The sequence below is a fragment of the Nonomuraea sp. NPDC050691 genome (assembly GCF_040654455.1).
Taxonomy (GTDB): domain Bacteria; phylum Actinomycetota; class Actinomycetes; order Streptosporangiales; family Streptosporangiaceae; genus Nonomuraea.
In genome coordinates this window covers 83,315-106,915 of the sequence record NZ_JBFAIA010000012.1, presented here as the reverse complement: position 1 = coordinate 106,915, position 23,601 = coordinate 83,315, and the positions used below count along the sequence as shown (strand labels likewise).

The following is a 23,601-nucleotide window of genomic DNA, read 5'->3' as shown; positions in this document are numbered from 1 at the left end:
TGCGTGGCGAACGGCTGGCCGCTCGACACCTACCTGGAGGTCACGCACCCGCTCCAGCGGGCGATCCGGGCCACGGCGGAGGACCTCACCGGGGACGCTGCCGCGCGGGGTGCTGGCCCGGCCCGGCTCGCCGGTCACGCTGCTCGCGCCCGCCCACCTGGCCGCCGAGGTGGCGCGCACGGTCCAGGCCGCGTACGGCACGGCGGCCGGCATCGGGGCGGTCCGGCGCGACCCGGGGGAGGCCTGGCAGAGCTGGCGGGAGGCGCGGCAGGCGCTGCGGATCGCCGAGCACTTCCCGCGCTTCGCGCCCGTCGCCCGCTGGGAGGACCTCGGGGCGCACCGGCTGCTGGCCCGGCTCGGTCAGGCCGACCTGGCCGAGCTGGCGGCCGAGACCGCCGCGCTGGACGTGGAGCTGGCCCACACCGTCGAGACGTACCTCGACCTCGGCGGCCACGCCCAGAAGACGGCGGCCGAGCTGGGCATCCATCGCCAGACGCTGTACTACCGGCTGGGCAAGGCGGAGCGGCTGCTGGGCCGCGACCTGGGCGAGGGCGACGACCGCCTGGCCGTCCACCTCGGTCTCAAGGCCGCCCGCCTGATCTGACCCGCCCGATCTGAACTGATGGGTCAGGAAAGGTGGCTCAGCGCGGAGGCGTCGCCGGGGCCGCCCCGCTCGGCCAGGCGCCCGGCCACCCGTCCCTGGTGCGCGGCGTCCTTGTGTCCGTCGTACTTGAACTTGCCGCGGACCTCCTCGACCGCCAGCCGCAGGCCCTGGATGCCCGACAGGAGCCGCGGCATCGCGGCCGGGTCGCCCGCATCCGGGTCGAGGTCGCCGAGCTGGGCGCGGAGGATCTCCAGCTTGCCCTCGGCGTCCTTGACGATCTCGGCGTGGCAGGCGAGCTGGACGGCCGAGTAGTAGGTGGTGGGCACGCCGAGCGCCGGGTCGGTGCCCGGCTCGGCCCGCCACGAGCCCGGGATGTAGGACCAGGGGCCGGCGACGGACAGCAGGACCTTCGGGTTCTCCTCGATCGCCGCCCAGACGGGGTTGGGGCGGGCCAGGTGGAGGAGAACCGTCCGGTCGTCGTGCAGGAGGAACTGCGTCGGGACCACGACGGGAAGATCGCGGTCGCGGCCGGAGGCGATGAGCTGCCCGAACGCGTGGTCCCTGACGAACGCGAGGGACTGCTCCAGGCCGGCGGAGTCCCACGGATGAATCAACATGCAGGGGATCATATATTCATACGGCCGGACACCGGGGCTCCGGGGTCCGGCCGAGGGAATGGGGCCGAGGGGATGGGGCGCGGGGGCGCGCCCGTGGACGGGGCGGGTCAGGCGCAGGCGGCCTCGTACACGCGGACGAGCTCCTGGCTGACGCGCTCCCAGGAGTAGCGGGAGCGGGCGCGGTCGGCGCCGGCGTAGCCGAGCGCGGTCCGCAGCGTGCCGTCGGAGAGCAGCTCGCGGGCCAGACGCGCGGTCTGGGCCGGGCGGTCCGGCGGCACCAGCAGGCCGGTGACGCCGTCGATGACGGAGTCGAGGTGGGCGCCCACGGAGGAGGCGATCACGGGCACGCCGCACGCCATGGCCTCCAGGGCGACGATGCCGGTGGCGGCCTCGCGCGGGACGGTCACGACGGCGTCGGCGCCGCGCATGAGCTTGGGTACGGTGGTGCGCTTGACCTGGCCGAGGAGGGTCACGCGGTCGGCCACGCCGAGCTGCTCGGCCAGGGCCCGCAGCCGGCGCGCCTCGCGGTCGTCGCCGAGCCCGTCGGGGTCGGGCCCGCCGGCGATGACCAGCTCGACGTCCGTCAGGCCCTGCAGGGCGCGGACGATGGTGTGGGCGCCGCGGTCGGGGGAGAGGGCGCCGACGTGCAGCAGCCGCTTGCGCGAGCCGCGCGTGGCGGCGGGGCCCTGCCGGTGGAAGCGCTCGGTGTCGACGCCGTAGGGGACGATCGCGATGTTGTTGCGGGGCACGCCGAGCCGGATCAGCGCCGACTCCTCGTCGTTGGAGCCCGCGATGACCGCGTTGGCGCGGCGGCCGAGCGCCCGCTCCAGCTTGATGTGGGCGGCGTCGACCGTGTGGAAGGTCTGGGTCACCGGCACGTCGAGTCCCTTGGCGCCGGCGACGGCCGCGAGCCCGCCGGTCCAGGAGTGGGCATGGATGACGTCCGGCCGCTCCTGGCTCCACCGCTTGGTCAGGTGACGGCCGATCTCGTTGAGATAGGGCACCACGTCGTCCGGCCTCAGGTCGCGCGCCGGCCCCACGTCGATGTGCTCCACCGTGACCCCCGGAGCCACCCGCGTCCTGGGCTTGCCTTCGGCGCTGTCTCGGCGGGAGTAGATCGTGACGTGGTGCTCACGCCCCAGCTCACGGGCCACGGCGTGGATGTGGTGGCGCTTGCTGCCGTTGACGGATGCGACGATCGCGATATTCATGGCACACCTCAAGGTGGAAAGCATGTGGAAACAGCCTTCAAGGTGTGCCTGCGTCTTAGGCACGGATATCTGTGCTGAAGACTTTACCCGGAACAGCCCCAGACGCAAACCCCGACAGAACCGACTTCTCGCACAAAAAACGCGAACGGCTGGGTGGAGCTCCAAGAATTTCCGGGCGGACCTTGGGGATCTCGTGAGGTTAGGACGGATCTGGTCAGGTAAGGCGTGGGTCCCGTCGGGCTCTGGTCCGGTGAGGGTCGGGTCAGGTCGGGCTGGGGTCCGGTCAGGCGCCCCGCAGGGCCAGGACGACGATCTCGTCCCACACCTGGCCGCCCGAGAACGCGCTGCGGTCCGCCTCCACGGCCTTGACCACCGTGGCCGGCGACTGCCCCGCGCACCGCCCCAGCACGTCCGCCAGCCGCTCCTCGCCGTACGGCTCGCCGGCCTCGTTGCGGGAGGAGATCAGCCCCTCGGAGTAGAGCACCAGGGTCTGGCCCATGCCGACCGTGATCTCCTCGACCCCGGTCTCGGCCACCGGCGCGATGCCCAGCGGCACGCCGCCGCCCGTGGCGAAGCGCACGCCGCCGTCCGGCTGGAGCAGCGCCGCCGGGTGGTGCCCGGCCGACGACAGCCGGATCGTGCGCCCGCGCACGAACCCCGCCACCGCCATCACGAACATGCCGGTGCCCTGCTTGACCAGCGCCTCGTTCACCTTGCGCATGGCCGCGTCCGGGTCGGACTCCCAGGTGCCCAGCACCCGCAGCCCGCCCCTGACCATGGCGCTGACCGAGGCGGCCTCCTCGCCCTTGCCCACGGCGCCGCCCAGGGCGAACGCCCAGCCGCTCTCCACGGGGAACACGTCGTAGAACTCGGCGCCCACCGAGGCGCCCGGGTGGTAGATGGCGCTCGCCTCGTACCCCGGCACGTCGGGCAGGTTGCGCGGCGCGACGCTGGCCGACAGCGCGTCCGCCGCCCGGGACCGCCGCTGGAAGCTGCGCTGCGCCCGTACGGCGAGGCCGAGGTGCAGCCCCACCTCCTGCATGACCCCGAGGTCGGCCAGCGTGAACGGCGGCCGGTCGTGCCCGCGCACCAGCGTCAGTGCCCCGTCGCGGGCGCCGATCGGCACACTCAGCAGCGAACCCGCGCCCATCGCGGTCAACAGCGGACCCTCCGCGGAGAAGCCGAGCAGCGTCTCGTCGTCCAGCATCTCGTGGACCACGCCCGAGCCGCGCTCCAGCACCTGTGCCACCACCTGGCTCGCGGCCGGCTCCGCCCCCTCCACCAGCCGCACCAGCCCGCCGAGCGGGTGGTCCTTGGGCGCCACCACGACCGAGCGGCGCGGCATCCCGTCGCGCACGACGTCGGCGATCACCCAGTCGGCCCACTCGGCGGCGAGCAGCCGCGTGGCGCGGGGGAGCGCGACCGGCTGCCGCAGCGCCTCCTCGTCCAGCAGCAGCGCGGCCATGCGGGCCAGCAGGTCCTGCCGCCTGCTCGCGGCCAGCAGCAGCTCGCCGTCGGACTCCTCCGGCCGCTCCGCCGCCGGGCCCGGGAGCTGCACCTCGGTGGGCAGCGCCACGGCCGCCACCATCTGCTGCGGCTCTCCCGGCATCGTCAGCCGGGTCAGCGCCAGCTGCACCGTGTGCGTGCGGCCCTGGTGCGCCAGCCGCGTCTCGAACGCCGCCGGCTGTCCCGTCTGGAGCACCGACGTCAGGTGGGAGCGGAACGCGGCCCGCCGCGAGACGTCCACCAGCAGCGGGAAAGAGCGGCCCACCAGGTAGCCGTCGGGGCTGCCCAGCACCCGCGAGGTCTCGCCGTTGACCCGCCGCACGACGCCGCCGCCGTCCAGCACGATCACCGGCACGGGGAACGCCCGGAACACCTGGCGCAGCAGCTTCAGCTCGCGCTGCGGCCCGTCCTTCTTGCCCTGGCGCCGGTCGGAGGCCTTGCGCAGCTCCGCGCGCGCCTCGGCCAGCAGCTCGGAGGCGGTGTCCAGCTCGGCCAGCGCGGCTTCGAGGATCGGAGCGAGCTCGGACGGGTAGGCCGTCCTCGCCTCACGCAGAGAGGTGACGCGCGCGGAGAGCGCGTCCAGAGCGTGTTCGAGGTCCGGCACAGTCATGCTCTGACGCTACGCCACATCGGATAATGCTAGCTATAAGGGGTAGGGAGGCGAACCTATGGAATCGACCGTGACGATGATCACTCCCGGCCTCGCCCGTGACCTTGCGGTGCTCGGCCGCCTCGGGGAGGCCACTTCCACCGAGAGCGTGCTGCGCGGCCTCACCGCGGCCCTGGCCGACGGGGTGCCCGGCTGCTCGGGCAGCTCCGCCGAACACTGGCGCGACCAGCGCGTCCTCGTCTCCGGTTCGCACAGCGAGCTGATCACGCTGGTCGACGAGGAACGCCGCCTGGGGGAGGGGCCGTCCGTCGACGCCCGCCGCACCGCCGGGCGCGTGGTGGTCGGCGACGTGCTCACCGAGGGCCGCTGGCCCCGCTACGCCGCCCTGGCCAACCGCTGGGCGGTGCGCTCCGTCCTCGTCCTGCCCATCAAGGTCGCGCCCGCGATGCTGCTCGTGGGCCTCTACTCCGTGCGGCCCGGCGCGTTCTCCCCGGTCGGCGCGCACGCGCTGGCCGACATGCTGACCCAGCAGGTCGGCGTCGCCATGAGCAACATGCAGGACTTCGAGGAGGTCCGCACCGACGCGGCCCAGCTCCAGGAGGCGCTCAACGGCCGGGCCGTCATCGACCAGGCCAAGGGCATCATCATGCAGACCAGCGGCTGCACCTCCGAGGCCGCCTTCGAGGAGCTGCGCCGGATCTCCCAGCACCACCAGGTCAAGGTGGCCGACCTCGCCCGGCTCCTCGTGGAGGAGCACCAGCGCAAGTCGCGCCGCTGACTCGCCGTCCTGGCTCAGCCGATCGCGGCCAGCGCGTCGTCGAGGGTGTCGTACAGGGGGAGCCGCTGCGCCAGCCCTGTGATCCACATCACCTTGGACTTCGAGTACTCGACCCCGACCAGCGCGAAGCGCGAGCTCTTGGCCAGGCTGGTCTGCCACTGGTGCACGATCAGCCCCAGCGCGCGCGAGTCCATGAACGTCACTCCCGCGAGGTCCAGGATCAGGTCCGGCCCCGACAAGGACAGGTAGTCGGCGAACTGCTCGCGCGTCGTCGCGTCGAGCACCCCGTCGACCTTGACCACAGTGATCTCGTCAACGGTCGACGAGGTCAGGCTCAGGGCGGCCACAGAGCCCTCACCGTTCTCCGGCATTGTCACGAAGCAACCCTACTGTCACCGCGGCAGGGAGGAATACGTCCCGCGGGATGGGGCATACTGGAGCCGAAGTCCAGCAGAGGGCTTTCGTCTCGAAGTAAGACGCGAGGCGTGCCTCTGCATGGGCTTTTTTCCTGTGGAGGCCGCCCCTGCGACCCATATGAGGAGCAGCGATGGCTGTGCAGGAAATCGTTCTTGAGGAGATGACCGCCGAAGAGCTCCTGGCCGAGATGGTCAGGATCGACACCCCCGACAGTCTGAGGGAACGGCTGCGCGAGCGCATCGTCGAGATGCACCGCCCGCTCGCCATGGAGATCGCCCGGCGCTACCGCTACCGCGGTGAGCCGCTGGAGGACCTGCTCCAGGCGGCGTACGTGGGCCTGATGAAGGCCATCAACGGCTTCGACCCGACGCTCGGCCACGCCTTCCGCGGCTACGCCGTCGTCACGATGACCGGCGAGGTCAAGCGGCACTTCCGCGACCGCACCTGGGCCATCCGCGTCCCGCGCCTCTACCAGGAGCGCCGCTCGGAGCTGAACCGGCTGGTCGCCGACCTCAGCCAGACGCTCGGCCGGTCCCCGACGGTCGCGGAGCTGGCCGCCAAGATGAACATCAGCGAGGAGGACGTCCTGCTCACGCTCGACGCCTCCGCCGCGTACAGCACCCTGTCGCTGGACGCGCCGCTCGGCACCGACGACGACGCCGCCTCGCTCGGCGACGTCATCCCGGAGGACGACGACACGCTCAGCACCATGGTCGACCGCGAGGCGGTCAAGCCGCTCATCGACGCCCTGCCCTCCCGTGAGAAGCACATCCTGCTCCTGCGCTTCTTCGGCAACATGACGCAGGCGGAGATCGCGGCGGAGTTCGGCATCTCGCAGATGCACGTGTCCCGGATCCTGCGCAAGGTCCTCGACCAGCTGCGCGCCGAGCTTGTTGGCTGAAAGGGTGGTCAGCCGGGTGCGCGAGGACGGGCATCCTCCTGATGCGGGTCTCACCGGCCCGCCGCCCGGCACGCCCGCGAAAAAGATCGTTTTCCGGCTGCCGGACCTGCCGCAGGTCCGGCAGTTCGCCGAGACCGAGGCCCGCCGGGCCGGCATGCCCGACGAGGCCGTCGGCGACTTCGTCATCGCGGTGAACGAGGTCGCCACCAACGCCGTCACCCACGGCCATGACGAGGCCCGGGTGCGCCTGTGGGTGGACGACGGCGACGTCGTGGTCGAGGTGCACGACGACGGAACATGGAAACCCGGTCCCATGCCCGGCTCCGTAGGCGGCATGGGGCTGTGGGTCGCCCGCATGCTCTCCGCCGACCTGCACCTGCGGGTGGGCGACGAGGGGAGCACGATCGTGATGCGCTTCTCCGGCAAGACCTTGTGACCCTTGTGACCTGGGAAAGGCCCCCGAACCGGGGGCCTTTCACGTGCCGCGCTCCTGCCGCCTACCTTCGGGTGCGGCCGCGCCATCCGCCGTAGCTGCGGATGCTCGCCGTCCCCACACCCGCCTGGTGCAGGGCGAGGAACATCAGCCCCAGGAGCATGAACGTCGTGCCGGAGATGCCGCCCGGGATCCGGACGTTGACTAAGTCGAGCAGGAACCCCAGCCCGAACACGATCGCCGCGACAATCGCGAGCATGTGCCTCTCACCTCGTCCCTGTGGTGGTGCCCGGTGTCGCGCTCCCACTGCCCGAGAGGGCCAGGAGGCGCTCCAGCACCGTCCGGTATTCGCGCAGCGCCAGGCGGAGCTGCTCGGTGTCGTTGTCGTCGGAGCCGCTCCAGCGCTGCCGCAGCTCGCCGGTACGGGACGTCAGGGCGCTCGTGAGCGCCTCGACGACCTCGCCGACCAGCCCGTCGGCCCGCTGCACGGCGTCCCCCGGGTCGTCCACGAAGCCGGCTTGGAGCTCCCGCCAGCGCGCCTGCACCTCGGCCGGGTCCTGGTCGAACAGCACGATGTCGGCCGGGGCGGCGTGCGAGGGCTTCGCGCCGCCGTCCACGCCGGTGCCGTCACCTTCGTCGAGGGACGTGTCCTGGGCCACGTGGGCGGGACCGGTCACGTCCTCGTCCACGGCAGGGCCGGGGCCGGTGGAGACACCGGTGGCGTAGGGTTCGCGCCGCGCGTTCTCGTCGTTCGGCCCGGTCAGGTCGTCCGAGCCGTGGACGTCGTTCGAGCTGTGCACGTCGTTCGAGCTGTGCACGTCATTCGTGCGGTCGTCGCTCGTGTGGTCGTTGCCCGTGCGGTCGTCGCCGTCGCGCAGATCGTCACGCGCGACGTCGTCGGGGTCGCGCGTGACGTCGTCAGTCAGATCGTTGCGCGTGACGTCGCCGGGACCGTCGTGGCCCGAGCGGACATCGTCGCCCGCAACCCCGTGCCCTCGCCCGGAGACGTCGTCGAAACCGTCGTCCCCCGTACGGCGGACGTCATTGCCGCCGGCCACCAAGACGTCGTCACCCTTCGCACCCCGCGCCGGGTCGTGAGCCCTGCCGGCAACCCCGTCACGGTCACGGTCGTCATCGACGATCATGCGGAGGTCGTCGTCCTCCGGCCGCGCCGCCCGTACGTCGTCGTCACCACGCACGTCGTCGACCGCGCTGTGACGGTGGTCGTTCCACTGGTCCTGTCGTTCGTCGCCGGGGTGGTCGCCGCGCTGCGACGGCACCCGCATCTCCTCACCCACGTCCCTCACCGTCCTCGCGTCGTCTCTTCCAGCAGTTCCTCGAAGAGCGCGCGGTAGTGGACCATCGCCTGCCGGAGCTCCTCGGTGGAGGCCTCCTTGCGGGCCGCGCGCCCGCTGATCTCATGCGCCGTGCGGTAGTGGTCGAGCGTCGAGGCGTGGGCCACGGACAGGTCGGACAGCCGCTGCTCGAAGTCGTCCGTCGGGTAGCCACGGTCGGACATGACCGACGTCACGAGCTGGTCCGCCTCGGTCACCGCGAAGCCAGGCGCGTCCACGAAGCGCTCCTGCACCTCGGTCCACCGCTTGGCGTAGCTGTTGCGCGTCTCCTCGGAAAGGGGCCGGATGTCGAGCTCGGCGTGCCGCTGCTCACGCGCCAGCAGTTCCTGCTCGGCCTCCTTCTTGTTGTCGTGCTCGGCCATAGCGCGTTCGTACTCGGGGCCGAAACGGGCGCGGAGGCGGCTGCGGCGCTGTTGCTGAAGCACCACGTAGCCGACTGCGGCGAGCGCCACCACCGCGACCACGACGACGGCCACCCAGGTCAAGGTGGACATGTTCTTCGCCTCCGGTCTCTGTGTTGAGACCAGCGCCTGCCCCCGAACGAGCGCTCGAAACGCTCAGGGACGGCGCACAGGCCCCTGTCAGCCACGACACGGCCATACCCGGCCTCGGGCCCCGACCGCCGGAGCAGACGCCGAGCGACGCCCTCAGCCGCCGAGGCGGGGTGGCGCCATAGGTCGAGCCGGCGGCTCAGGGTGTGCGGCTCCCCGGTGGAGCCGACGCATCATCAGCGAGAAGGGGCGCGCCGAGACCAGGGCGACGGAAGCGGAGGCGGACCACTCATGTGCCCAGCTCGCTCAGGAGATGCCGAGAGCTTCCCTCGCCTGTGCCAGAACCATGGCCACATGGGACTGCCCGCCGGGCTCGGCGGGAAGCTCCCGGAACCCCTCCTCGGGGTCGTACGACACATCGAGCCCCGCGTCGACGAGCCGCTGCGCCCAACGCAGGGCGGTGTTCAACCGCTCGGACGCCGGCGGCCTCCCCTGGGCGGCGGCGGACAGGTTGCGCAGGTTCGTGGCGGGCCCCGACTGGATGTGCGCCCGCGCCACCTTCCACGGCAGGGCGCGACTGTGATCGAGGGTCGGCTTCACCAGCCCGGCGGCGCGCTTGGCCTGCAACACCCCGGACTCGCTCACGCCGAAGTGCGCGGCCAGCTCCCGCACGCTCCACCCCTCCGCCACGAGCCTCGCCAGCTCCCCGCGGTCGATCGCCGCCCTACGCCCCAAGATCCACTCCGCTCCCGCCCGCATGTGCGCAGGCGCCTCCGATGTGCGCTAAGGTTATGACGTCTCGCCCCGCAGGGACGGACACACACCGGGACGTAGCGCAGCTTGGTAGCGCACTTGACTGGGGGTCAAGGGGTCGCAGGTTCAAATCCTGTCGTCCCGACGGTGACACAAGGCCGGTCGGCCTGGGTGAAAGCCCAGGTAGGCCGGTCTTTCTCGTTGTGGCGGGTGTGATCACGGGCTCTCTCGCGATCTTGAGCTGGGGACCATTTGGGGACCAGCCGGCGGACAGGTGGCTGCTCAGCGCGGCTCCGGCCGCGGCTATCGACCGCGCGTCCGGGTGCAGGTAGCGCTGGGTGGTGCTCAGCGATCCGTGGCCGGCGATCTTGCGGAGCACGTGAACCGGGACGCCCGCGTCGGCCATCCAGGTGAGTCCGGTGTGACGCAGGTCGTGCCGCCGCAGGTGCTCAAACCCGAGGCTGGTGACCACCTCGTCCCAGTGCGTGGCATCCCGCAGCACGGCGGTGGTGATGCGTCCGCCGCGAGGGCCGGTGAACAGCCTGGCGGACGGATCGTGGTCCACGTCGGCCATGCGCCGAGAGACGAGGTCGCGGACCTCCTCGATGAGCGGCACGGTCCGGGCGCGCTTGCCCTTGGTGCCTTTGTCGATGAGCCCACCGGGACCTGGCGTGGTCTGGCGCCGCACGGTCCAGGTCCACGTCCGGGTGTCGATGTCGCCGACCCGCACGCCCGAGGTCTCACCGATCCGGGCCGCGGTGGCGGCGGTGAAGATCACGACATCTCCCCAACCCGCGTACTCGCCCGCTGAGCGGCTCACGAGCGCGGCCGCCAGGCGGAGGAGCGCCGCCCAGTCCGGCAGGGCGAGAGCGCGCGGATCGTCCAGCTCGTCCTCGGCGAGGCGGTATTCGCGCTGCCATCCCGTCACACGTGCCGGATTGCGTTCGATGATGCCGTCCCGGACGGCCTGCTCCATGATCCGCACCAGCATGGCCAAGCTGTTCTTGACGGTGGACCTCCTGCAGCCGTCCGCGATCCAGCCGCAGACCACCCTGTCGACGGCTCCGTACGTGATCATGCGTACGGGCAGATGACCCAGAGCCGGGACGATGCGCTTGTGCCAGCCGGCCAGGTAAGGGTCGAGCGTCTTGGCCTCGAGTCCGCGCACCGCCAGCTTCATGATGCTCTCGCCGTATTCGGCCAAGGTGGCGGTGGCGAGCCTGGGGTCAACGCCACCTTGGGCCAGTCGCTCCATGCCGGCGATCCACGCTTCCGCGTCGTCGGCCGTCTCGAACGCCTCGGACCTCGACTTGCGTTGCTTCGTCGCCGGCTCGACCCATCGGACACGGGCTCGATACGGCGATGAGTGATCCGGCCGATGTTCGATGTCAGCTGAGAGGGAGACTCCTTGCGGGGGGAGTTCTTTGGATTTGGTCACGCATCATCTCCTTCGGGGGCGATGCGGTGGTGCGCGAGCCACCGCTGGAGGTCGTGGATGCTGTAGAGCGTCAAGCGCGACGACAGCCGGACGAAGGGCGGTCCCTGTGGCGGTCGCGCGGTACGCCAGCGGCGCAAGGTGGACGGGTCGACCTTGAGCAGGGCCGCCACTTCCTCGGTCGTTCGCCAGACATCTTGTGGCGCGCTGCTCTGTCGGCTGTCGTCGTCCGAAAGCGCTAGAAGGTCAGCATTCGATGGCACAGATCCTTTGCTCCTGGAGGCCAAGTTGCGCGAGGTGGTTCGCGCGCCCGCCGTGTGGCTGCCGTATCGGTTGTTCGGCAGCGCGCGGAGACCTGCAGACTAGAGCTTTGAATCGGGTTCGGGAGGCCCCGAGCAGGCCCTTTGTGGCGCCTCAGTTAGCCCTGGTAGCGGTCACAGGTGCGGATCTCCCAGGGGGCACAGAACAGGAAGAGCGGGGCCGTCACGGCCCCGCTCTTCTGCATTCGGGCCAGCTCGCGATCTGTCACCGTCGAGGCTGGTCGTCCGCTCCCTCGCCGCCAGGCGGGACGCGCTCAGTTTATGGCCGAGGACGTGATCTCGTGAGCGCGCCTTCTCGCCGTCACAGCCGCCTGGATCGCTGGATACGCCGTACCACTACAGTCTCCGTACTGCTCGTCGCGGGAATCGCAGCGGTCGTCTCGTTCCGCCACATGCGCCAGCTGGCGCTCCAGCCGGGTGAGGATCTGCTGGCTGCGACACTGATCCCATTGGTGGTGGACGGCACGATCGTGGCCGCACGCGTCGATGTCGCTGCTCCTTGCGAGCCGGTATGGCTCACGCGGTGGACTCCTGCCGTGGCGCTGCTCGTTCTCAGCAGTCTGGCCAGCTTGGGCGCCAACATCGCCCCGAGCCCACATTGATCGGACAGGTGATCGCGGGCTGGCCCAGCTTGGCCTTGATCGGTGCGTACGAGATGCTGATGAGCCAGATCCGGCCTCTGCTCAGCGTGGCTCGCCCCCTGAGGGTGAAGCTGAGGCGGAGGCGGATGGCGCCCATGGCGAAGAAGATCAGTCTGCGGAGACTGATCTGGATGGGAATCGAGCCCTACAACGAGCTGCTTGGCGGTGGACGCTGGCGAAGCAGGAAGGTGAGGGGCGGTTGCCGAGCGGTGGCACGATCGGCGCGCAATTCCAGCGGTCGCCGCGTTGGGGGCGCCTGGTCAAAAGGGCCGGGAGGGCGGGTGAGTTCGAAGCGGCGGAAAAGACACATGCGGTCGGCTCAGTTGGCTCTTGCTGACCATGGCAGGTCTCCTGATGGCGCAGGCGGGGCATTGGGACCGTGCGTCGAGGCAATGGCTCTTGCCAAGGTAGCAAGGCACCGTCGGTCGCCCCGGAGGGCGACCGCCACCCACACCTACCGGCTGCTGGACGCCGGCCTGGCCGAGTTGCGATCCTCGGTCGCCCCGGAGGGCGACCGCCACCACAACCCGATCGTCAGGATGGCGAGCCACCAGTGCAGGTTGCGACCCTCGGTCGCCCCGAAGGGCGACCGCCACCGGGCCTTGCCGTCCGGCCGCAGCGCGTAGGCCACCGCGTTGCGACCCTCGGTCGCCCCGAAGGGCGACCGCCACGCGGCGCGTACGTGCACTGGACCGCCGGCGTGATGTTGCGACCCTCGGTCGCCCCGGAGGGCGACCGCCACCCTCCGGCACGTACTCGACCGTGGTGACGGTGCAGTCGTTGCGACCCTCGGTCGCCCCGAAGGGCGACCGCCACCCCATGTCCGACAGGCTGCTGACGTCGGAGATGTGGTTGCGACCCTCGGTCGCCCCGGAGGGCGACAGCCACACGGCAGCCAAAACCGGCCGCTCCGACAGCCGCCGAGCTGTTGCGACCCTCGGTCGCCCCGGAGGGCGGCCGCCACCCGGAGCTGTTCAAGCGGCTGCTGACCAGCAGCGCCGAGTTGCGACCCTCGGTCGCCTCGGAGGGCGACCGCCACTTCCCCAGGAGGCGACCGCCACTTCCCCCAGGAAAGGTGGTCAGATGGCCGAGCAACAGAAGTTGCCACCCTCGGTCGTCCCGGAGGGCGACCGCCACCCCTTCGGCACGGCACCCGGACGATGCTCCTGCAAGTTGCGACCCCCGGTCGCCCCGGAGGGCGACCGCCACAACGCCGCGAGGATCTCGTCTTGCACGAGCAGGATGTTGCGACCGTCGGTCGCCTCGGAGGGTGACCGCCACCGCGGCACATGCGACGCCAGCTCCACCAGTTGCTGGAGTTGCGACCCTCGGTCGCCCCGAAGAGGGCGACCGCCACCCCCGGCTTGATGCCGGGGGCCTGACCCCGGATCGTTGCGACCCTCGGTCGCCCCGGGGGGCCACCGCCACGTGCTCGACCTCGGAGCGCACGCCCTCACCGCGGTGTTGCGACCCTCGGTCACCCCAGAGGGCGACCGCCACTGGGCATCCCGACTCTTCTGATCAACCCTGACCCGTGGTTGCGACCCTCGGTCGCCCCGGGAGTGCGACCGCCACAGTGCAGCCAGCCCTACATTGTCCACACCCCCGAAGGTTGCTACCCTCGGTTGCCCCGGAGGGCGACCGCCACTGATGCCGACACCACAGCTCTGTACTTCGGTACGGAATGGTTGCGACCCTCGGTTGCCCCGGAGGGCGACCGCCACTCGAGTGGCCGATCAGGGTGTCGTACAGCCGCTGGTTGCGACCCTCGGTCGCCCCGGAGGGCGACCGCCACATGCCAAACCGCTTCTCAGCGATCAGCGCCATGTTGTTGCGACCCTCGGTCGCCCCGGAGGGGACCGCCACCTCCGCTCAGCTCGCTCAGAGGCACGGGACAGGAAGTTGCGACCCTCAGTCGCCCCGGAGGGCGACCGCCACTCCGGCTCGAAAACCATGCGAGCGACACCAACGCCGTTGCGACCCTCGGTCGCCCCGAAGGGCGACCGCCACGCCGCAGCTCCCGCAAGTGGCTGCAGCTGGCGGTGTTGCGACCCTCGGTCGCCTCGAAGGACGACCGCCACCGGCTGGACGGCCGTCGGCGCGCACTGCCCCGACCAGTTGCGACCCTCGGTCGCCTCGAAGGGCGACCGCCACTCCAGGAGAGCGTCCGAAGCCCTCCGGAAGTCGCCGAAGTTGCGACCCTCGGTCGCCCCGGAGGGCGACCGCCACGTCCGGACCGCCCTTGAGGACCCACCCGGCGGCCTGGTGGTTGCGACCCTCGGTCACCCCGTTGGGCGACCGCCACCTGCTGGTGGCCGCCGGCGACGTGCTCACCGTCGAGTTGCGACCCTCGGTCGCCTCGTTGGGCGACCGCCACCTGGGGGTTGGTCTCTTCGCCATCGGGGTCACCCGAAGTTGCGACCCTCGGTCGCCCTGGAGGGCGACCGCCACCCCTTCTGCATTCCCGAACCGAGGAGACACCCTCAATGTTGCGACCCTCGGTCGCCCCGGAGGGCGACCGCCACTCCCTCGCTCAGCTATGCGTTAGTTCGCCCACTGGAAGTTGCGACCCTCGGTCGCTCGGGAGGGCGACCGCCACACCGCTGAGAGCGCTGCGATCATCAGCGGGCTCGTGGCGTTGCGACCCTCGGTCGCTCCGGAGGGCGACCGCCACACCGCTGAGAGCGCTGCGATCATCAGCGGGCTCGTGGCGTTGCGACCCTCGGTCGCCCCGGAGGGCGACCGCCACAGCGCGCGCTGATTCTGTAGGTCGATGCCGTTGCCGTTGCGCCCCTCGGTCGCCCCAGAGGGCGACCGCCACCTGGCAGAGGACGTGCGCGCGTTCCAGCGGCCGAAGTTGCGACCCTCGGTCGCCCCGGAGGGCGACCGCCACCGGCAGCACGGCGGGGGCGGCCTCACCCCCAAGGTTGCGACCCTCGGTCGCCCCGGAGGGTGACCGCCACCAGATCGCTACGTTCGAGGGGCCGAACGACAGACCGTTGCGACCCTCGGTCGCCCCGGAGGGCGACCGCCACAACGTCGGGGACGGGCTCGGCACCCAGCCCTGCCTGTTGCGACCCTCGGTCGCCCCGGAGGGCGACCGCCACACTCCTGGACCTCGCCCACATCCGCGCGTGCCGTGACGTTGCGACCCTCGGTCGCCCCGAAGGGCGACCGCCACGCACGCCCAGAGAGCGGCGACAGACGACGAACTCGTTGCGACCCGCGGTCGCCCCGGAGGGCGACCGCCACCGGGCCTTGCCGTCTGGCCGCATGCCGTACGCCACGGCGTTGCGACCCGCGGTCGTCCCAGAGGGCGACCGCCACTGCAGGAAGTTGATCGCGTTGCCGTCGGCCAGGACGTAGCTGCGACCCTCGGTCGCCCCGGAGGGCGACCGCCACGTCGCGGCCACAGACCACACCCGCACCGCGTCCGCGCTGTTGCGACCCTCGGTCGCCCCGAAAGGCGACCGCCACACGTCCAGGCGCCGTCCACACACTGTTCCACCAGCGCGTTGCGACCCTCGGTCGCCCTGGAGGGCGACCGCCACAGTCAAGACCGCCCGACAGGTCAGCCGACAGACGCGGGTTGCGACCCTCGGTCGCCCCGGAGGGCGACCGCCACCCGACGTGGAGGGCGAGGGCGTGGTCGGTGCCGGCGTTGCGACCCTCGGTCGCCCCGGAGGGCGACCGCCACAGCATTTGAGCAGGTGTTATGCCTTCTCGGTACTGATAGAAAGATGCGCGGATTCACTTATCAAGGAACGTATCGGGCGATAACTCCTGAGGAACCTACCGCGCGTCGCGTGAGCACTTGAGGTTCCGAACTAAAGAATGAGTGAATCATGGTGGGGTGCGGGCTCAGCTACGCCCAGACAGTGCACCGTATCGAAGCCGTTGCTCGACAGCCGATAGACCCGCACCGAATCATCGGACGCATCGATGATCCGGGGTGCGGAGTCGAGCAGGGCGAGTAGCTCGGCGTCCGTGCGGGTGATCTCGAATACGGACTTCTGCACGCGATGCCCGTAGCCCTCGCACAGCTTGGCCATCTGTCCCAGCCGGCGGCGGCCCTCCGGTGTGGTGGTCACCACGTCGTACGTCAGGAGCAGTTGCATCAGCCGACCGTCCAAGGGATGTAAGCCGGCAGTTCTCTAAGAAGATGAGCCCGGCCTGGCGCGGGCAGTAGGCGTGATGTTCCAGGGCCGACAGCGTCACCTGCTGAAGGGGGACGCCGTCGGCCCTGCGGAGCGGTGTCGGTCACCCGATGATGGAGGTGAGGGCGACCCCCTCGGGGAGGTCGTTCCCGACGGAGACGGTGTAGTCGGTGAACGAGCGCGGGATCGGCTTCTTGGCGGTGACCTCGACGCGGTCGAACAGTTGGTGGGCCGGAGCCCGGCCGAAGGGGTCGTCGTGGCTGAACACGTACAGGCCACGCAACGCCATCTCGCCGCGGGTGGAGGCGCGGTCGTGCTCGAACATCAGCGTCATGGCCCGCCAGAACGTCTCCAGGTCCTGGCCGGTCACGCCGGTACGGCGGGCCAGAGGGGCGCTGAAGTGCCCGTAACCGAGGTAGAGAGCGTAGGGGATCATGTGCTTGTTGCCCATCTCGGTCGACTCGCCTTTGTCGATGTCGTCCTGGCGGGTCTGGGTGATGCGGGTGATGCCGTGTTCCTGGGGGAGGACCACGTCGATGGACCGGGAGAAGGTGAGCTGCATCGGGCCCTGGACACGTCCGCACGGCTTGGTGCCGGTGGTCATGACAGCGCCGAACATCCGCACGTCGTAGAAGGTCTGGCACATCCACTGCTGCGCCTCGAACTCGGACTTGCGCCGCTGCTTGGGGTCCAGGTTCAGCGCGGCGTAGGCGCGCTCGTGCTGGGCGTTGAGCGCGACTCCCGCCTCGACGTAGATGTCGTAACCGGCGACGCCCTCGTTGACCAGAGCCACCGTGTTGCGGATCTTACGCTTGATCGCCACGTCGGTGACCAGGCCGTGGCCGGTTTCCGGATCGGTCCGGGGCATGCCGCCGGCGTCGGGGTCACCGTTGGGGTTACCGTCGCGCACGTCGAACAGGAAGACGAAGTCGTGCTTACGGGCGGGGTCCAGGTGGACGGACATGCCGAAAAGTTCCTTTCGGGAGGACGGGGACGACGAATCAGGCGGACTCGGGCGCGGCGGCCTTGCGCGCGGCAGCGGCGGCGCGGGCCGCCTCCCGGTCGGCCGATCTCTGCTGGTGGTAGCCGAGGACGAACCGTCCCTGACCGGCGAGGTCCAGGGTGGCCGGCAGTTCGGCGGCGAACTTCTGGAAGATCTCGTCCAGGCGCTTGTCCAGGGCGATCCCGGCGGCTTTTCTGCTGCCGCGCAGCCGCCGTATATGGCCGGTGGCGTTCTTGCGCAGCATGGTGAGCACCGGCAGCGGCCTGGCCATGGCCGCGCCGAAGAACTTGTCACCGATGGTGGTGTTGATGTTGTCCAGGGCGGTGCGCTGGATGTCCTCCAGCACCGCGAAGACGCGCCCGCACAGGTAGGCGGGGTCGCGGGTGTCGAGGTTGAGATGCTCCAACAGGGTCTCCTTCATGGCCGGGGTGGCTCGAACGAGCAGCAGGCGCAGGAGCGCGGCGCGCGGCAGGTCCACGCGGTTGTCGGCACGGACCCGCTGGATCAGGCGGGCCAGGAGGTTGGCGGGCAGCGGCGTGCCATGCAGGGCGGCCGCCATGAGGTCTCGCTCGGTCGACCGGGGTGCGGTGTCCCTGACGTAACCCTGCTTGCCGTGCCTGCCCAGTGCGGCGGCCATCCGCCACAGCGGGACTCGTTGCGGCCCGTCCTCCCACAGGTCTGCCATCTCGTGGTCGGCGAACCACGTGTCCAGGTGCTGACACAGCTCGAGCAGCGGGACGTCGATCCAGTCACGGATCACCACGCGGCTCTGGTTCGCCGACAGCGTCACCGCGTAGAAGTCGTTGTCGTCCAGCCAGTCGGCGCGCCGAGCGGGCGGCAGGTGCACCTGCTCGATAATGCCCCTGACGTCCTGCGGCTGAGCGTCTCGGACGGCGCCGAGCAGGGAGAAGGGAGCCGGACGGCGCAGCCACCACACCAGGACGCTGTCGGCGCCACGGTAGTGGTGCTGCCGGTCTGCCAGGAGCGCGTTCAGTGCGGACATTGCTTGCCCGCCGCAGGTGTCGCAGAGCGGCGTGTTGGCCAGTTGCGTGATGCCGCCACGCCCCTGGGCGGTCTTGTTGATGGACACGAGCTGCGCGTCCCTGCCGCGGCCACCTGCCACGGGGATGCCCCCTGGCTTCACCGGCTCGGGAATGGTGGCCAGCAACGGACCTCCCTCACCGCAGGACAGGCAGATCCCCAGCCCGCCGGCGGCGCTCTTGCGCTCCCGTACGATCTGCCCCCACACCTGAACGGCGGACGGCAGGGCGTGCACCCATCCCTGGTCCGTGCGGATCGCCACCACGTCGGACGGCTTGGCGTGCGCCGGGATCTCCACCTCCGACAAGGCGCCGCTTCGCAGGAAACGGACGACAGGCTTGGCCAGCGGTTCGTCCTTCGCCCACCGGTAGACCAGTTCGGCGAAGCCCTCGGCACGCCGGCGGGCATCGGCGATCTGCTTGTCGCTGTCGTCCTTCGGCATCGCCAGCACGTACTGCAAGGTGTCGGTGAGCAGGAACGGCAGAGATCCCGTGCCGGAGCGCTGCACGTACGGGGTGTCCAGCGGCACTCCTGACTTGGACTCAGCGGTGCTGAGGTCCACCAGGCGACCTCCTCGGGGGTGTCCGTCCCCGTCCAGGTCGATCGCCCACCGTACGTTCCGGTTGCGGTAGTAGGGCGGTGGAAGGTCGCGCCTGTCGCCGGCGTGCGCCGCGAGCTGTCTGATCAGCACGGGGTCACCGCCTGCCGCCGGTACGCGTGTCGGCGCCCGGCAACTCGATGCCTTCGCGTGGAATCGCCAGCACCCCCTGCTGGAGTTCGGCCTGGAACCAGCGGTAGCTCTCGCCCTGGGGGCCGTAGACGATGCTGTGCAGCATCACTCCGAGCTTGTCGTCGTGGGGGATCGGCTCGCAGCCGGTGTTGGGGCGGAAGGAGGCGGAGAACTCGCGTACACCCATGAACGGCTGGGAGTAGCAGGCGCCGCGCTCGACTCTCCGGCGGAACTGGTCGCGGTACTTGGCCTCGGGATCGGTGGCGTGCGGGCGCAGCCGTACCTGGGCGTGGATGCGGTAGGCGACGTCGCGCAGGCACACCATGTTGCGCTGGTCACGATCGGCCTCCGCATCGAAGCGCACGGTGGTGTCAGCCATGGCTTCGCGCACCCATGCCATGGTCAGCATGGAGGAGACCTCGTTGCGGCGGATCGACGCCCACCGGATGGGCTTGAGCACCTCGATGCGCGTGACCTGGTAGCCGAACTCCGGCTTCCAGAAGATCGCCTCCAGCACGCCCTTCGCAGCCGACGGGGTCATGACCGGGTAACTCATCCGCTCGGTCTTGAACTCGGGCCGGGTGAAGCAGGCGTACGGCGCCTCGACCTCCACGACGAGCGGCGGAGGCGGATGGTGGACGCGACGGGTGGTCAAAACACCAGCTCCTGGGGGTCGGGGGAGGTCATCTCGATGCCTCGCTGCGGGTGGTAGTCGCCGAGCCATTCGAGGAGGTCACCGACGACGGGGGTGGCAAGTCCTTCTTGCAGTGCCTTGCGCGCGGCCCCGCGAGGCAGGGTGGCCAGATAGGGACGCAGAGCACGCAGCTGGGCGCCTGCTCCAGGGTGCCCGGCACGCAGGTGGGCGAGGATCCTGTCCAGCTTCTCGGTGTCGCCGTAGCGCACTGCAACGGGAACGGTCCATTCATCGATCATGCGAAACAGCTCGGCCACGCGAGGGAAGTCATGGGCCTGGCGGCCCTGCTGGATCTCGTGCCCTGCCGCCTCGACGTTGTGGAAGTCGAACCTGGCCCGGTAATAGGCCTCCAACGCGTCCAGATCGTCGGGTGGGCAGTGAGGACCGAACCTGGCGCGGGTGGCCTCCAGAGCGGCGCCGTACAACCTGTCGGCCGCCTTGTTGCCGTCCTCCGGGTCGAAGATGGTGACCTGTCCGTACGGCAGCCGCCCGCTTCGGTTGACTCTGCCGGCTGCCTGCTGGAGGGAGTCAGCAGAGGCGATCGCCCGAAAACCAGCCGGAAAGTCCAGGTCTACTCCTGCCTCGACCAGTTGGGTGCTCACCACCGCGACCGGCTCCTCGGCGGTGAGACGCCGCGTGATCTCGTCCAAGGCGGCGCGCCGGTGCGCGGCTGCCATCCGTGTGGACAGGTGCAGCGCCGGCCGATGCTCCTCCACGAGCTCATGCATCCGGGCGGCGTCCCTGGTGGTGTTGACCACCACGAGGACCTGAGGCCCCGCCGCGGCCTGCTCGGCGATCTGCGCCATGGTCGGCTTCGGATCCAGGAGCCACCGGTACCGCACTCGGCTCAGAGCCTTGTACAGCGGTTTCGGCTCGGCGATGACATCCGTGATGCGCGTGCCCTGCAAGGGGCTGAGCAGTTCGAACGGGGGTTGAGTGGCTGAGGCCAGTACCACCGTCGCACCGAACCACTGGCTGAGGCTGCGCAGGGCGGAGATGATGGGGATCAGCAAGCGGTCCGGTAGCGCCTGCACCTCGTCCAGGACGATCACCGAACCGGCCAGTCGGTGCACGCGGCGCATCGCCGCGGGCTTGTGCGAGAACAGCGACTCGAACAGCCGGATGGTGGTCGTCACCACGAAGGGGGCGTCCCAGTTCTCGGCGGCCAGCCGCTGCCACCTCCTGCTTGCCCTTCCGTCGTCCAGATCGATGCCGCTGTGGTGCTCCAGCACCACCGGATCCTCGCCCTCGACGTCCAAGAGCTCGCGATAGACCGAGGCGTTCTGCTCCGTGATCGACATGAACGGCACGGCGACGACGACGCGTTTCATGCCGTGCACCCGAGCGTGCTCCAGGGAGAAGCCGCCCGCCGCGAGCGTCTTCCCCGAGCCAGTGGGCGCCGGGATGCGATAAATACCTCGCGGTCCCTGCGCAGCCTCCACGCACTGGCGGTAGACCTCTTGACGTAACCCATCAATTGGCGATTTCGGTTTGTTTTCGAGCAGGTTCTGGCGCCCCTGCTCGAAACGCTCAGCCAGATCAGCGGCAGAAACCGGATGAAAGGGGCGCGCGACGCCAGCGAAATGCTGCTCGGTGTCCAAAAAGTCCGCATCAACCACGGTGCTGTAGACCATGCGAACCAGGAGATCCAAGGCATAAGGGTCAGCAGCCGCTGCCTCGGGCAGCCAGGTGGGTGGTGCGATAGGTTCCGACGGATGAATCTCCGGGACGATTTCCTCGACCCGCCGAATTGCCTCGGCGACCAGCGGATCGGTGTCCGCGAAGCGCAGTTCCTTCTTGAGTCGCGTCGCGTCCGGCAGCCCGCCGTGATGACCGAACACCACGGCGGACATGATGCCCAGGCCGTGCTGGTCCAGCAGCCAAGTACCCGCATGCTTGTGCGGGATGCCCACCCGGCCGCCCAGGCGCTCCGCATTGATCAGGCCGCGTTGCCACTGGCAGGAGCCTTTCCCAACGTCGTGCAACAGGCCGCAATGAGCAGCGAGCGGGCCCGCGCCGAAGACCTCGCCGAAGGCGCCTGCGCGCCACGACGTTCCGCGCAAATGGTCGGCGAGACCATGGCGAAGCCTGTCGCCGTCCCGGGCACTGTGCGCCCACAAGCGGTCGCTCACGCACACCCCTTGATCGGAGGATCCCTGCGAGAGCTGAACTTTAGGAGATGCCACCGACAGTTTCGCGGAGTTCCACCAAATCGGCGCTCAACAACATCGATCGCTTCATCTCGGACAGGGCGGCCGGCCGTCTCGGCCAGACGACCTACGTCCGCATACAAATCATGATCAAGATCCCTAGGGAGCTGCTCGATCCGGGCGCACTCCCGGCATAGCCTTACGCTTGTTGTGCTTGCCGTGCCCGTGCTTCGGAACCTGGTGTGCTCACGCGACACGCGGTAGGTTCCTGAGGAGTTATCAGTCGTAATGTTCCTTGATGCGTGAATTCGCAAGTCGTCCTGTCGGTGCCGAGGGGCATATTGCCTACTCAGATGCTGTGGCGGTCGTCCTCCGGGGCGACCGAGGATCGCAACTCGGTGACGTAGGCCACCATGCGGTCGCGCTGGCGGTGGCGGTCGCCCTCCGGGGCGACCAAGGATCGCAACCCTTCCGGGGCGGCGCTGTCCGACAACTGCCCGTACGGTGGCGGTCGCCCTCCGGGGCGACCGAGGATCGCAACAAGCTGGAGAAGCCCGCCGCCGCCAAACTCTTCAAGGTGGCGGTCGCCCTCCGGGGCGACCAAGGATCGCAACGCCGACCGCGGCGACGGCCAGGCCCGCTGCCCTGCCGTGGCGGTTGCCCTCCGGGGCGACCGAGGATCGAAACCCGAGGCCCTGCCGGTACGAGCGTGCAGGCCGGACGGTGGCGGTCGCCCTCCGGGGCGACCGAGGATCGCAACTCCGTCTCTTTGAACCACTGCAACCAATGATCATAGGGTGGCGGTCGACCTCCAGGGCCGACCGAGGATCGCAGCCGCGCCCACGATCACCGTCGAACGGAGGTGACCGCCTCCTGCATCTGGTACTAGGGCCAGCACTGTGTCGGCTTGCTGCCTAGACACTTGATGTTTGCTTTGCTCCACCCTTACGCTACTCTCCGCATTCAAGTCATTGCTAGGAGTCAAGGTGCGGAAGTGCGAGGACGAGAGTACCGGTACGGGCCGATGCCTACGCCTGCCACTTCTGCTCCTCATCCCTGTAGCCCTTGTCAGTTGCCAAGCGGATCACACACCGGCTCTGCCTCCCCGAGGCAGTGCTTCCGCTGGTGACCCAATTCCAACTCCTGCGAGGTCGCCATCCGCACCCCACGACGCCGTCGTAGCGACGTACACCAAGTACTGGCCGGTGCTGGCCCAGGCCGGTAAGTCGTCCCCCGAGCAGGCGCGGAAGCTGCTCAAGCCGTACGTCCAGGGCGCCTATCTCGACCACCTCGTCGACGGCGTGCGGCGGATGGTGGAGCAGGGACGAGAGCCGTACGGCCAGATGATCCCGGGCGTGAAGGAAGTCCGCGTGGGTGGGAAGCGCGCCGAGGTTGTCGATTGTCAGGACATGTCGCAGGCAGGCATGGCCGACCGGCAAACCCATCTCCTCATCCCGGAAACCGCCAAAGGCCAGACCAGGGCCGACATCCGTGCCCAGCTGGAGCAGTCCTCCGACGGCCGGTGGCGGCTCACCGGCATGAGCATCAAGGGCACGGCATGCACACCGCCGTCAAGGTGAGCTTCCTTCTTGTGGCCCTGCTCGCGGGCTCCTACCTTCGTGCCGCCGACGACGACAACGGGGCATGGCGATGGGGAGACAGCTGGATCGCCTACGGCGGCCATGAGATCGGCCGCCCCGGCACTCGCGGGGGAGCAGGCGCTCGCAGGGCAGGAGGGGGCGGCCTGAGCAACT

21 protein-coding genes, 1 tRNA gene, 2 pseudogenes and 1 CRISPR repeat array are annotated in these 23,601 nt (G+C 69.9%); of the genes and pseudogenes, 8 read left to right on the top strand and 16 right to left on the bottom strand.

All coding sequences use genetic code 11. From position 1 onward, the window contains the following. Window positions 1-3: 3 nt before the first annotated feature. Window positions 4-54 (top strand): annotated as a pseudogene (locus tag AB0H81_RS08000) (hypothetical protein); the annotation flags it as partial. A 55-nt stretch (window positions 55-109) separates the two neighbouring features. Continuing rightward, window positions 110-604, top strand: a complete 495-nt coding sequence (locus AB0H81_RS07995) for a helix-turn-helix domain-containing protein (protein ID WP_358370824.1) — start codon at window positions 110-112, stop codon at window positions 602-604. A 23-nt stretch (window positions 605-627) separates the two neighbouring features. Here the strand turns inward: AB0H81_RS07995 and AB0H81_RS07990 are convergent, their stop codons facing one another. The 3 genes from AB0H81_RS07990 to AB0H81_RS07980 form a co-directional block, all read right to left on the bottom strand. Continuing rightward, on the bottom strand, window positions 628-1,221 hold the full coding sequence (locus AB0H81_RS07990; RefSeq protein ID WP_358370810.1) for an FMN-binding negative transcriptional regulator: 594 nt from the start codon (window positions 1,219-1,221) through the stop codon (window positions 628-630). 107 nt (window positions 1,222-1,328) lie between these two features. Continuing rightward, complete coding sequence (locus AB0H81_RS07985) at window positions 1,329-2,432, bottom strand: glycosyltransferase (RefSeq protein ID WP_358370807.1); 1,104 nt, start codon at window positions 2,430-2,432, stop codon at window positions 1,329-1,331. Window positions 2,433-2,715: 283 nt separating this feature from the next. Then, a complete protein-coding gene (locus AB0H81_RS07980; protein WP_358370804.1) occupies window positions 2,716-4,548 on the bottom strand; it encodes a SpoIIE family protein phosphatase in 1,833 nt (610 codons plus the stop codon). Between the two features lie 58 nt (window positions 4,549-4,606). Here AB0H81_RS07980 and AB0H81_RS07975 point away from each other — a divergent pair, with 58 nt between their 5' ends. Next, entirely contained in the window at window positions 4,607-5,326 is a 720-nt protein-coding gene (locus AB0H81_RS07975; protein WP_358370802.1) for a GAF and ANTAR domain-containing protein, read from the top strand. Window positions 5,327-5,340: 14 nt separating this feature from the next. Here the strand turns inward: AB0H81_RS07975 and AB0H81_RS07970 are convergent, their stop codons facing one another. Further along, window positions 5,341-5,697 carry an STAS domain-containing protein gene (locus AB0H81_RS07970; protein WP_358370821.1) on the bottom strand — a complete coding sequence of 119 codons (357 nt, stop codon included), beginning with the start codon at window positions 5,695-5,697 and terminating at the stop codon, window positions 5,341-5,343. A 176-nt stretch (window positions 5,698-5,873) separates the two neighbouring features. On the opposite strand from AB0H81_RS07970, the gene AB0H81_RS07965 reads away from it, so the two are divergent. Together AB0H81_RS07965 and AB0H81_RS07960 are read left to right on the top strand one after the other, a co-directional pair. Further along, complete coding sequence (locus AB0H81_RS07965) at window positions 5,874-6,644, top strand: SigB/SigF/SigG family RNA polymerase sigma factor (protein WP_358370800.1); 771 nt, start codon at window positions 5,874-5,876, stop codon at window positions 6,642-6,644. Continuing rightward, window positions 6,634-7,080, top strand: coding sequence for an ATP-binding protein (locus AB0H81_RS07960; protein ID WP_358370797.1), 447 nt, complete (start codon window positions 6,634-6,636; stop codon window positions 7,078-7,080). Before AB0H81_RS07965 ends, AB0H81_RS07960 begins: the two co-directional genes overlap by 11 nt. A gap of 61 nt (window positions 7,081-7,141) precedes the next feature. Here the strand turns inward: AB0H81_RS07960 and AB0H81_RS07955 are convergent, their stop codons facing one another. From AB0H81_RS07955 to AB0H81_RS07940, 4 genes are all read right to left on the bottom strand, one after another. Further along, on the bottom strand, window positions 7,142-7,336 hold the full coding sequence (locus AB0H81_RS07955; RefSeq protein ID WP_358370794.1) for a hypothetical protein: 195 nt from the start codon (window positions 7,334-7,336) through the stop codon (window positions 7,142-7,144). Between the two features lie 7 nt (window positions 7,337-7,343). Continuing rightward, window positions 7,344-8,375, bottom strand: coding sequence for a hypothetical protein (locus AB0H81_RS07950; RefSeq protein WP_358370792.1), 1,032 nt, complete (start codon window positions 8,373-8,375; stop codon window positions 7,344-7,346). A 5-nt stretch (window positions 8,376-8,380) separates the two neighbouring features. Further along, window positions 8,381-8,926: a hypothetical protein gene (locus AB0H81_RS07945; RefSeq protein WP_358370789.1), complete on the bottom strand. Its 546-nt coding sequence runs from the start codon at window positions 8,924-8,926 to the stop codon at window positions 8,381-8,383. A gap of 303 nt (window positions 8,927-9,229) precedes the next feature. Continuing rightward, window positions 9,230-9,658 carry a hypothetical protein gene (locus AB0H81_RS07940; RefSeq protein ID WP_358370786.1) on the bottom strand — a complete coding sequence of 143 codons (429 nt, stop codon included), beginning with the start codon at window positions 9,656-9,658 and terminating at the stop codon, window positions 9,230-9,232. Window positions 9,659-9,747: 89 nt separating this feature from the next. Here AB0H81_RS07940 and AB0H81_RS07935 point away from each other — a divergent pair. After that, a tRNA-Pro gene (locus AB0H81_RS07935) sits at window positions 9,748-9,821 on the top strand. 228 nt (window positions 9,822-10,049) lie between these two features. Here AB0H81_RS07935 and AB0H81_RS07930 read toward each other — a convergent pair. Beyond that, a pseudogene (locus AB0H81_RS07930) lies at window positions 10,050-10,652 on the bottom strand (tyrosine-type recombinase/integrase); the annotation flags it as partial. A 458-nt stretch (window positions 10,653-11,110) separates the two neighbouring features. After that, window positions 11,111-11,284 carry a hypothetical protein gene (locus tag AB0H81_RS07925; RefSeq protein ID WP_253764998.1) on the bottom strand — a complete coding sequence of 58 codons (174 nt, stop codon included), beginning with the start codon at window positions 11,282-11,284 and terminating at the stop codon, window positions 11,111-11,113. Between the two features lie 539 nt (window positions 11,285-11,823). On the opposite strand from AB0H81_RS07925, the gene AB0H81_RS07920 reads away from it, so the two are divergent. After that, window positions 11,824-12,033: a hypothetical protein gene (locus AB0H81_RS07920; protein ID WP_358370783.1), complete on the top strand. Its 210-nt coding sequence runs from the start codon at window positions 11,824-11,826 to the stop codon at window positions 12,031-12,033. A 493-nt stretch (window positions 12,034-12,526) separates the two neighbouring features. On the opposite strand, the gene AB0H81_RS07915 is transcribed toward AB0H81_RS07920, so the two are convergent. From AB0H81_RS07915 to cas3, 6 genes are all read right to left on the bottom strand, one after another. Beyond that, a complete protein-coding gene (locus AB0H81_RS07915) occupies window positions 12,527-12,703 on the bottom strand; it encodes a hypothetical protein (RefSeq protein WP_358370780.1) in 177 nt (58 codons plus the stop codon). 3,196 nt (window positions 12,704-15,899) lie between these two features. Then, window positions 15,900-16,190, bottom strand: coding sequence for a CRISPR-associated endonuclease Cas2 (gene cas2 / locus AB0H81_RS07910; protein WP_358370777.1), 291 nt, complete (start codon window positions 16,188-16,190; stop codon window positions 15,900-15,902). 142 nt (window positions 16,191-16,332) lie between these two features. After that, window positions 16,333-17,193, bottom strand: coding sequence for a type I-C CRISPR-associated protein Cas7/Csd2 (gene cas7c, locus AB0H81_RS07905; RefSeq protein WP_358370776.1), 861 nt, complete (start codon window positions 17,191-17,193; stop codon window positions 16,333-16,335). A gap of 37 nt (window positions 17,194-17,230) precedes the next feature. Next, a complete protein-coding gene (gene cas8c / locus AB0H81_RS07900) occupies window positions 17,231-18,964 on the bottom strand; it encodes a type I-C CRISPR-associated protein Cas8c/Csd1 (protein ID WP_358370773.1) in 1,734 nt (577 codons plus the stop codon). Window positions 18,965-18,968: 4 nt separating this feature from the next. Further along, window positions 18,969-19,658, bottom strand: coding sequence for a type I-C CRISPR-associated protein Cas5c (gene cas5c / locus AB0H81_RS07895; RefSeq protein WP_358370770.1), 690 nt, complete (start codon window positions 19,656-19,658; stop codon window positions 18,969-18,971). Then, on the bottom strand, window positions 19,655-21,829 hold the full coding sequence (cas3, locus tag AB0H81_RS07890; RefSeq protein WP_358370767.1) for a CRISPR-associated helicase Cas3': 2,175 nt from the start codon (window positions 21,827-21,829) through the stop codon (window positions 19,655-19,657). Before cas3 ends, cas5c begins: the two co-directional genes overlap by 4 nt. Before the next feature lie 376 nt (window positions 21,830-22,205). Next, window positions 22,206-22,669: a CRISPR direct-repeat array (repeat unit 25 nt; unit sequence GTGGCGGTCGCCCTCCGGGGCGACC). 383 nt (window positions 22,670-23,052) lie between these two features. On the opposite strand from cas3, the gene AB0H81_RS07885 reads away from it, so the two are divergent. Continuing rightward, a complete protein-coding gene (locus AB0H81_RS07885) occupies window positions 23,053-23,427 on the top strand; it encodes a hypothetical protein (RefSeq protein WP_358370764.1) in 375 nt (124 codons plus the stop codon). Window positions 23,428-23,601: the final 174 nt, after the last annotated feature.

Excerpts from the sequence above, each read along its gene's own strand:
- AB0H81_RS07985 (WP_358370807.1), bottom strand. The coding sequence starts at position 2,432 with ATGAATATCGCGATCGTCGCATCCGTCAACGGCAGCAAGCGCCACCAC.
- AB0H81_RS07970 (WP_358370821.1), bottom strand. The coding sequence starts at position 5,697 with ATGCCGGAGAACGGTGAGGGCTCTGTGGCCGCCCTGAGCCTGACCTCG.
- cas2 (WP_358370777.1), bottom strand. The coding sequence starts at position 16,190 with ATGCAACTGCTCCTGACGTACGACGTGGTGACCACCACACCGGAGGGC.
- AB0H81_RS07975 (WP_358370802.1), top strand. The coding sequence starts at position 4,607 with ATGGAATCGACCGTGACGATGATCACTCCCGGCCTCGCCCGTGACCTT.
- AB0H81_RS07990 (WP_358370810.1), bottom strand. The coding sequence starts at position 1,221 with ATGTTGATTCATCCGTGGGACTCCGCCGGCCTGGAGCAGTCCCTCGCG.
- AB0H81_RS07920 (WP_358370783.1), top strand. The coding sequence starts at position 11,824 with ATGCGCCAGCTGGCGCTCCAGCCGGGTGAGGATCTGCTGGCTGCGACA.
- AB0H81_RS07980 (WP_358370804.1), bottom strand. The coding sequence starts at position 4,548 with ATGACTGTGCCGGACCTCGAACACGCTCTGGACGCGCTCTCCGCGCGC.
- AB0H81_RS07965 (WP_358370800.1), top strand. The coding sequence starts at position 5,874 with ATGGCTGTGCAGGAAATCGTTCTTGAGGAGATGACCGCCGAAGAGCTC.
- AB0H81_RS07945 (WP_358370789.1), bottom strand. The coding sequence starts at position 8,926 with ATGTCCACCTTGACCTGGGTGGCCGTCGTCGTGGTCGCGGTGGTGGCG.
- cas7c (WP_358370776.1), bottom strand. The coding sequence starts at position 17,193 with ATGTCCGTCCACCTGGACCCCGCCCGTAAGCACGACTTCGTCTTCCTG.
- AB0H81_RS07955 (WP_358370794.1), bottom strand. The coding sequence starts at position 7,336 with ATGCTCGCGATTGTCGCGGCGATCGTGTTCGGGCTGGGGTTCCTGCTC.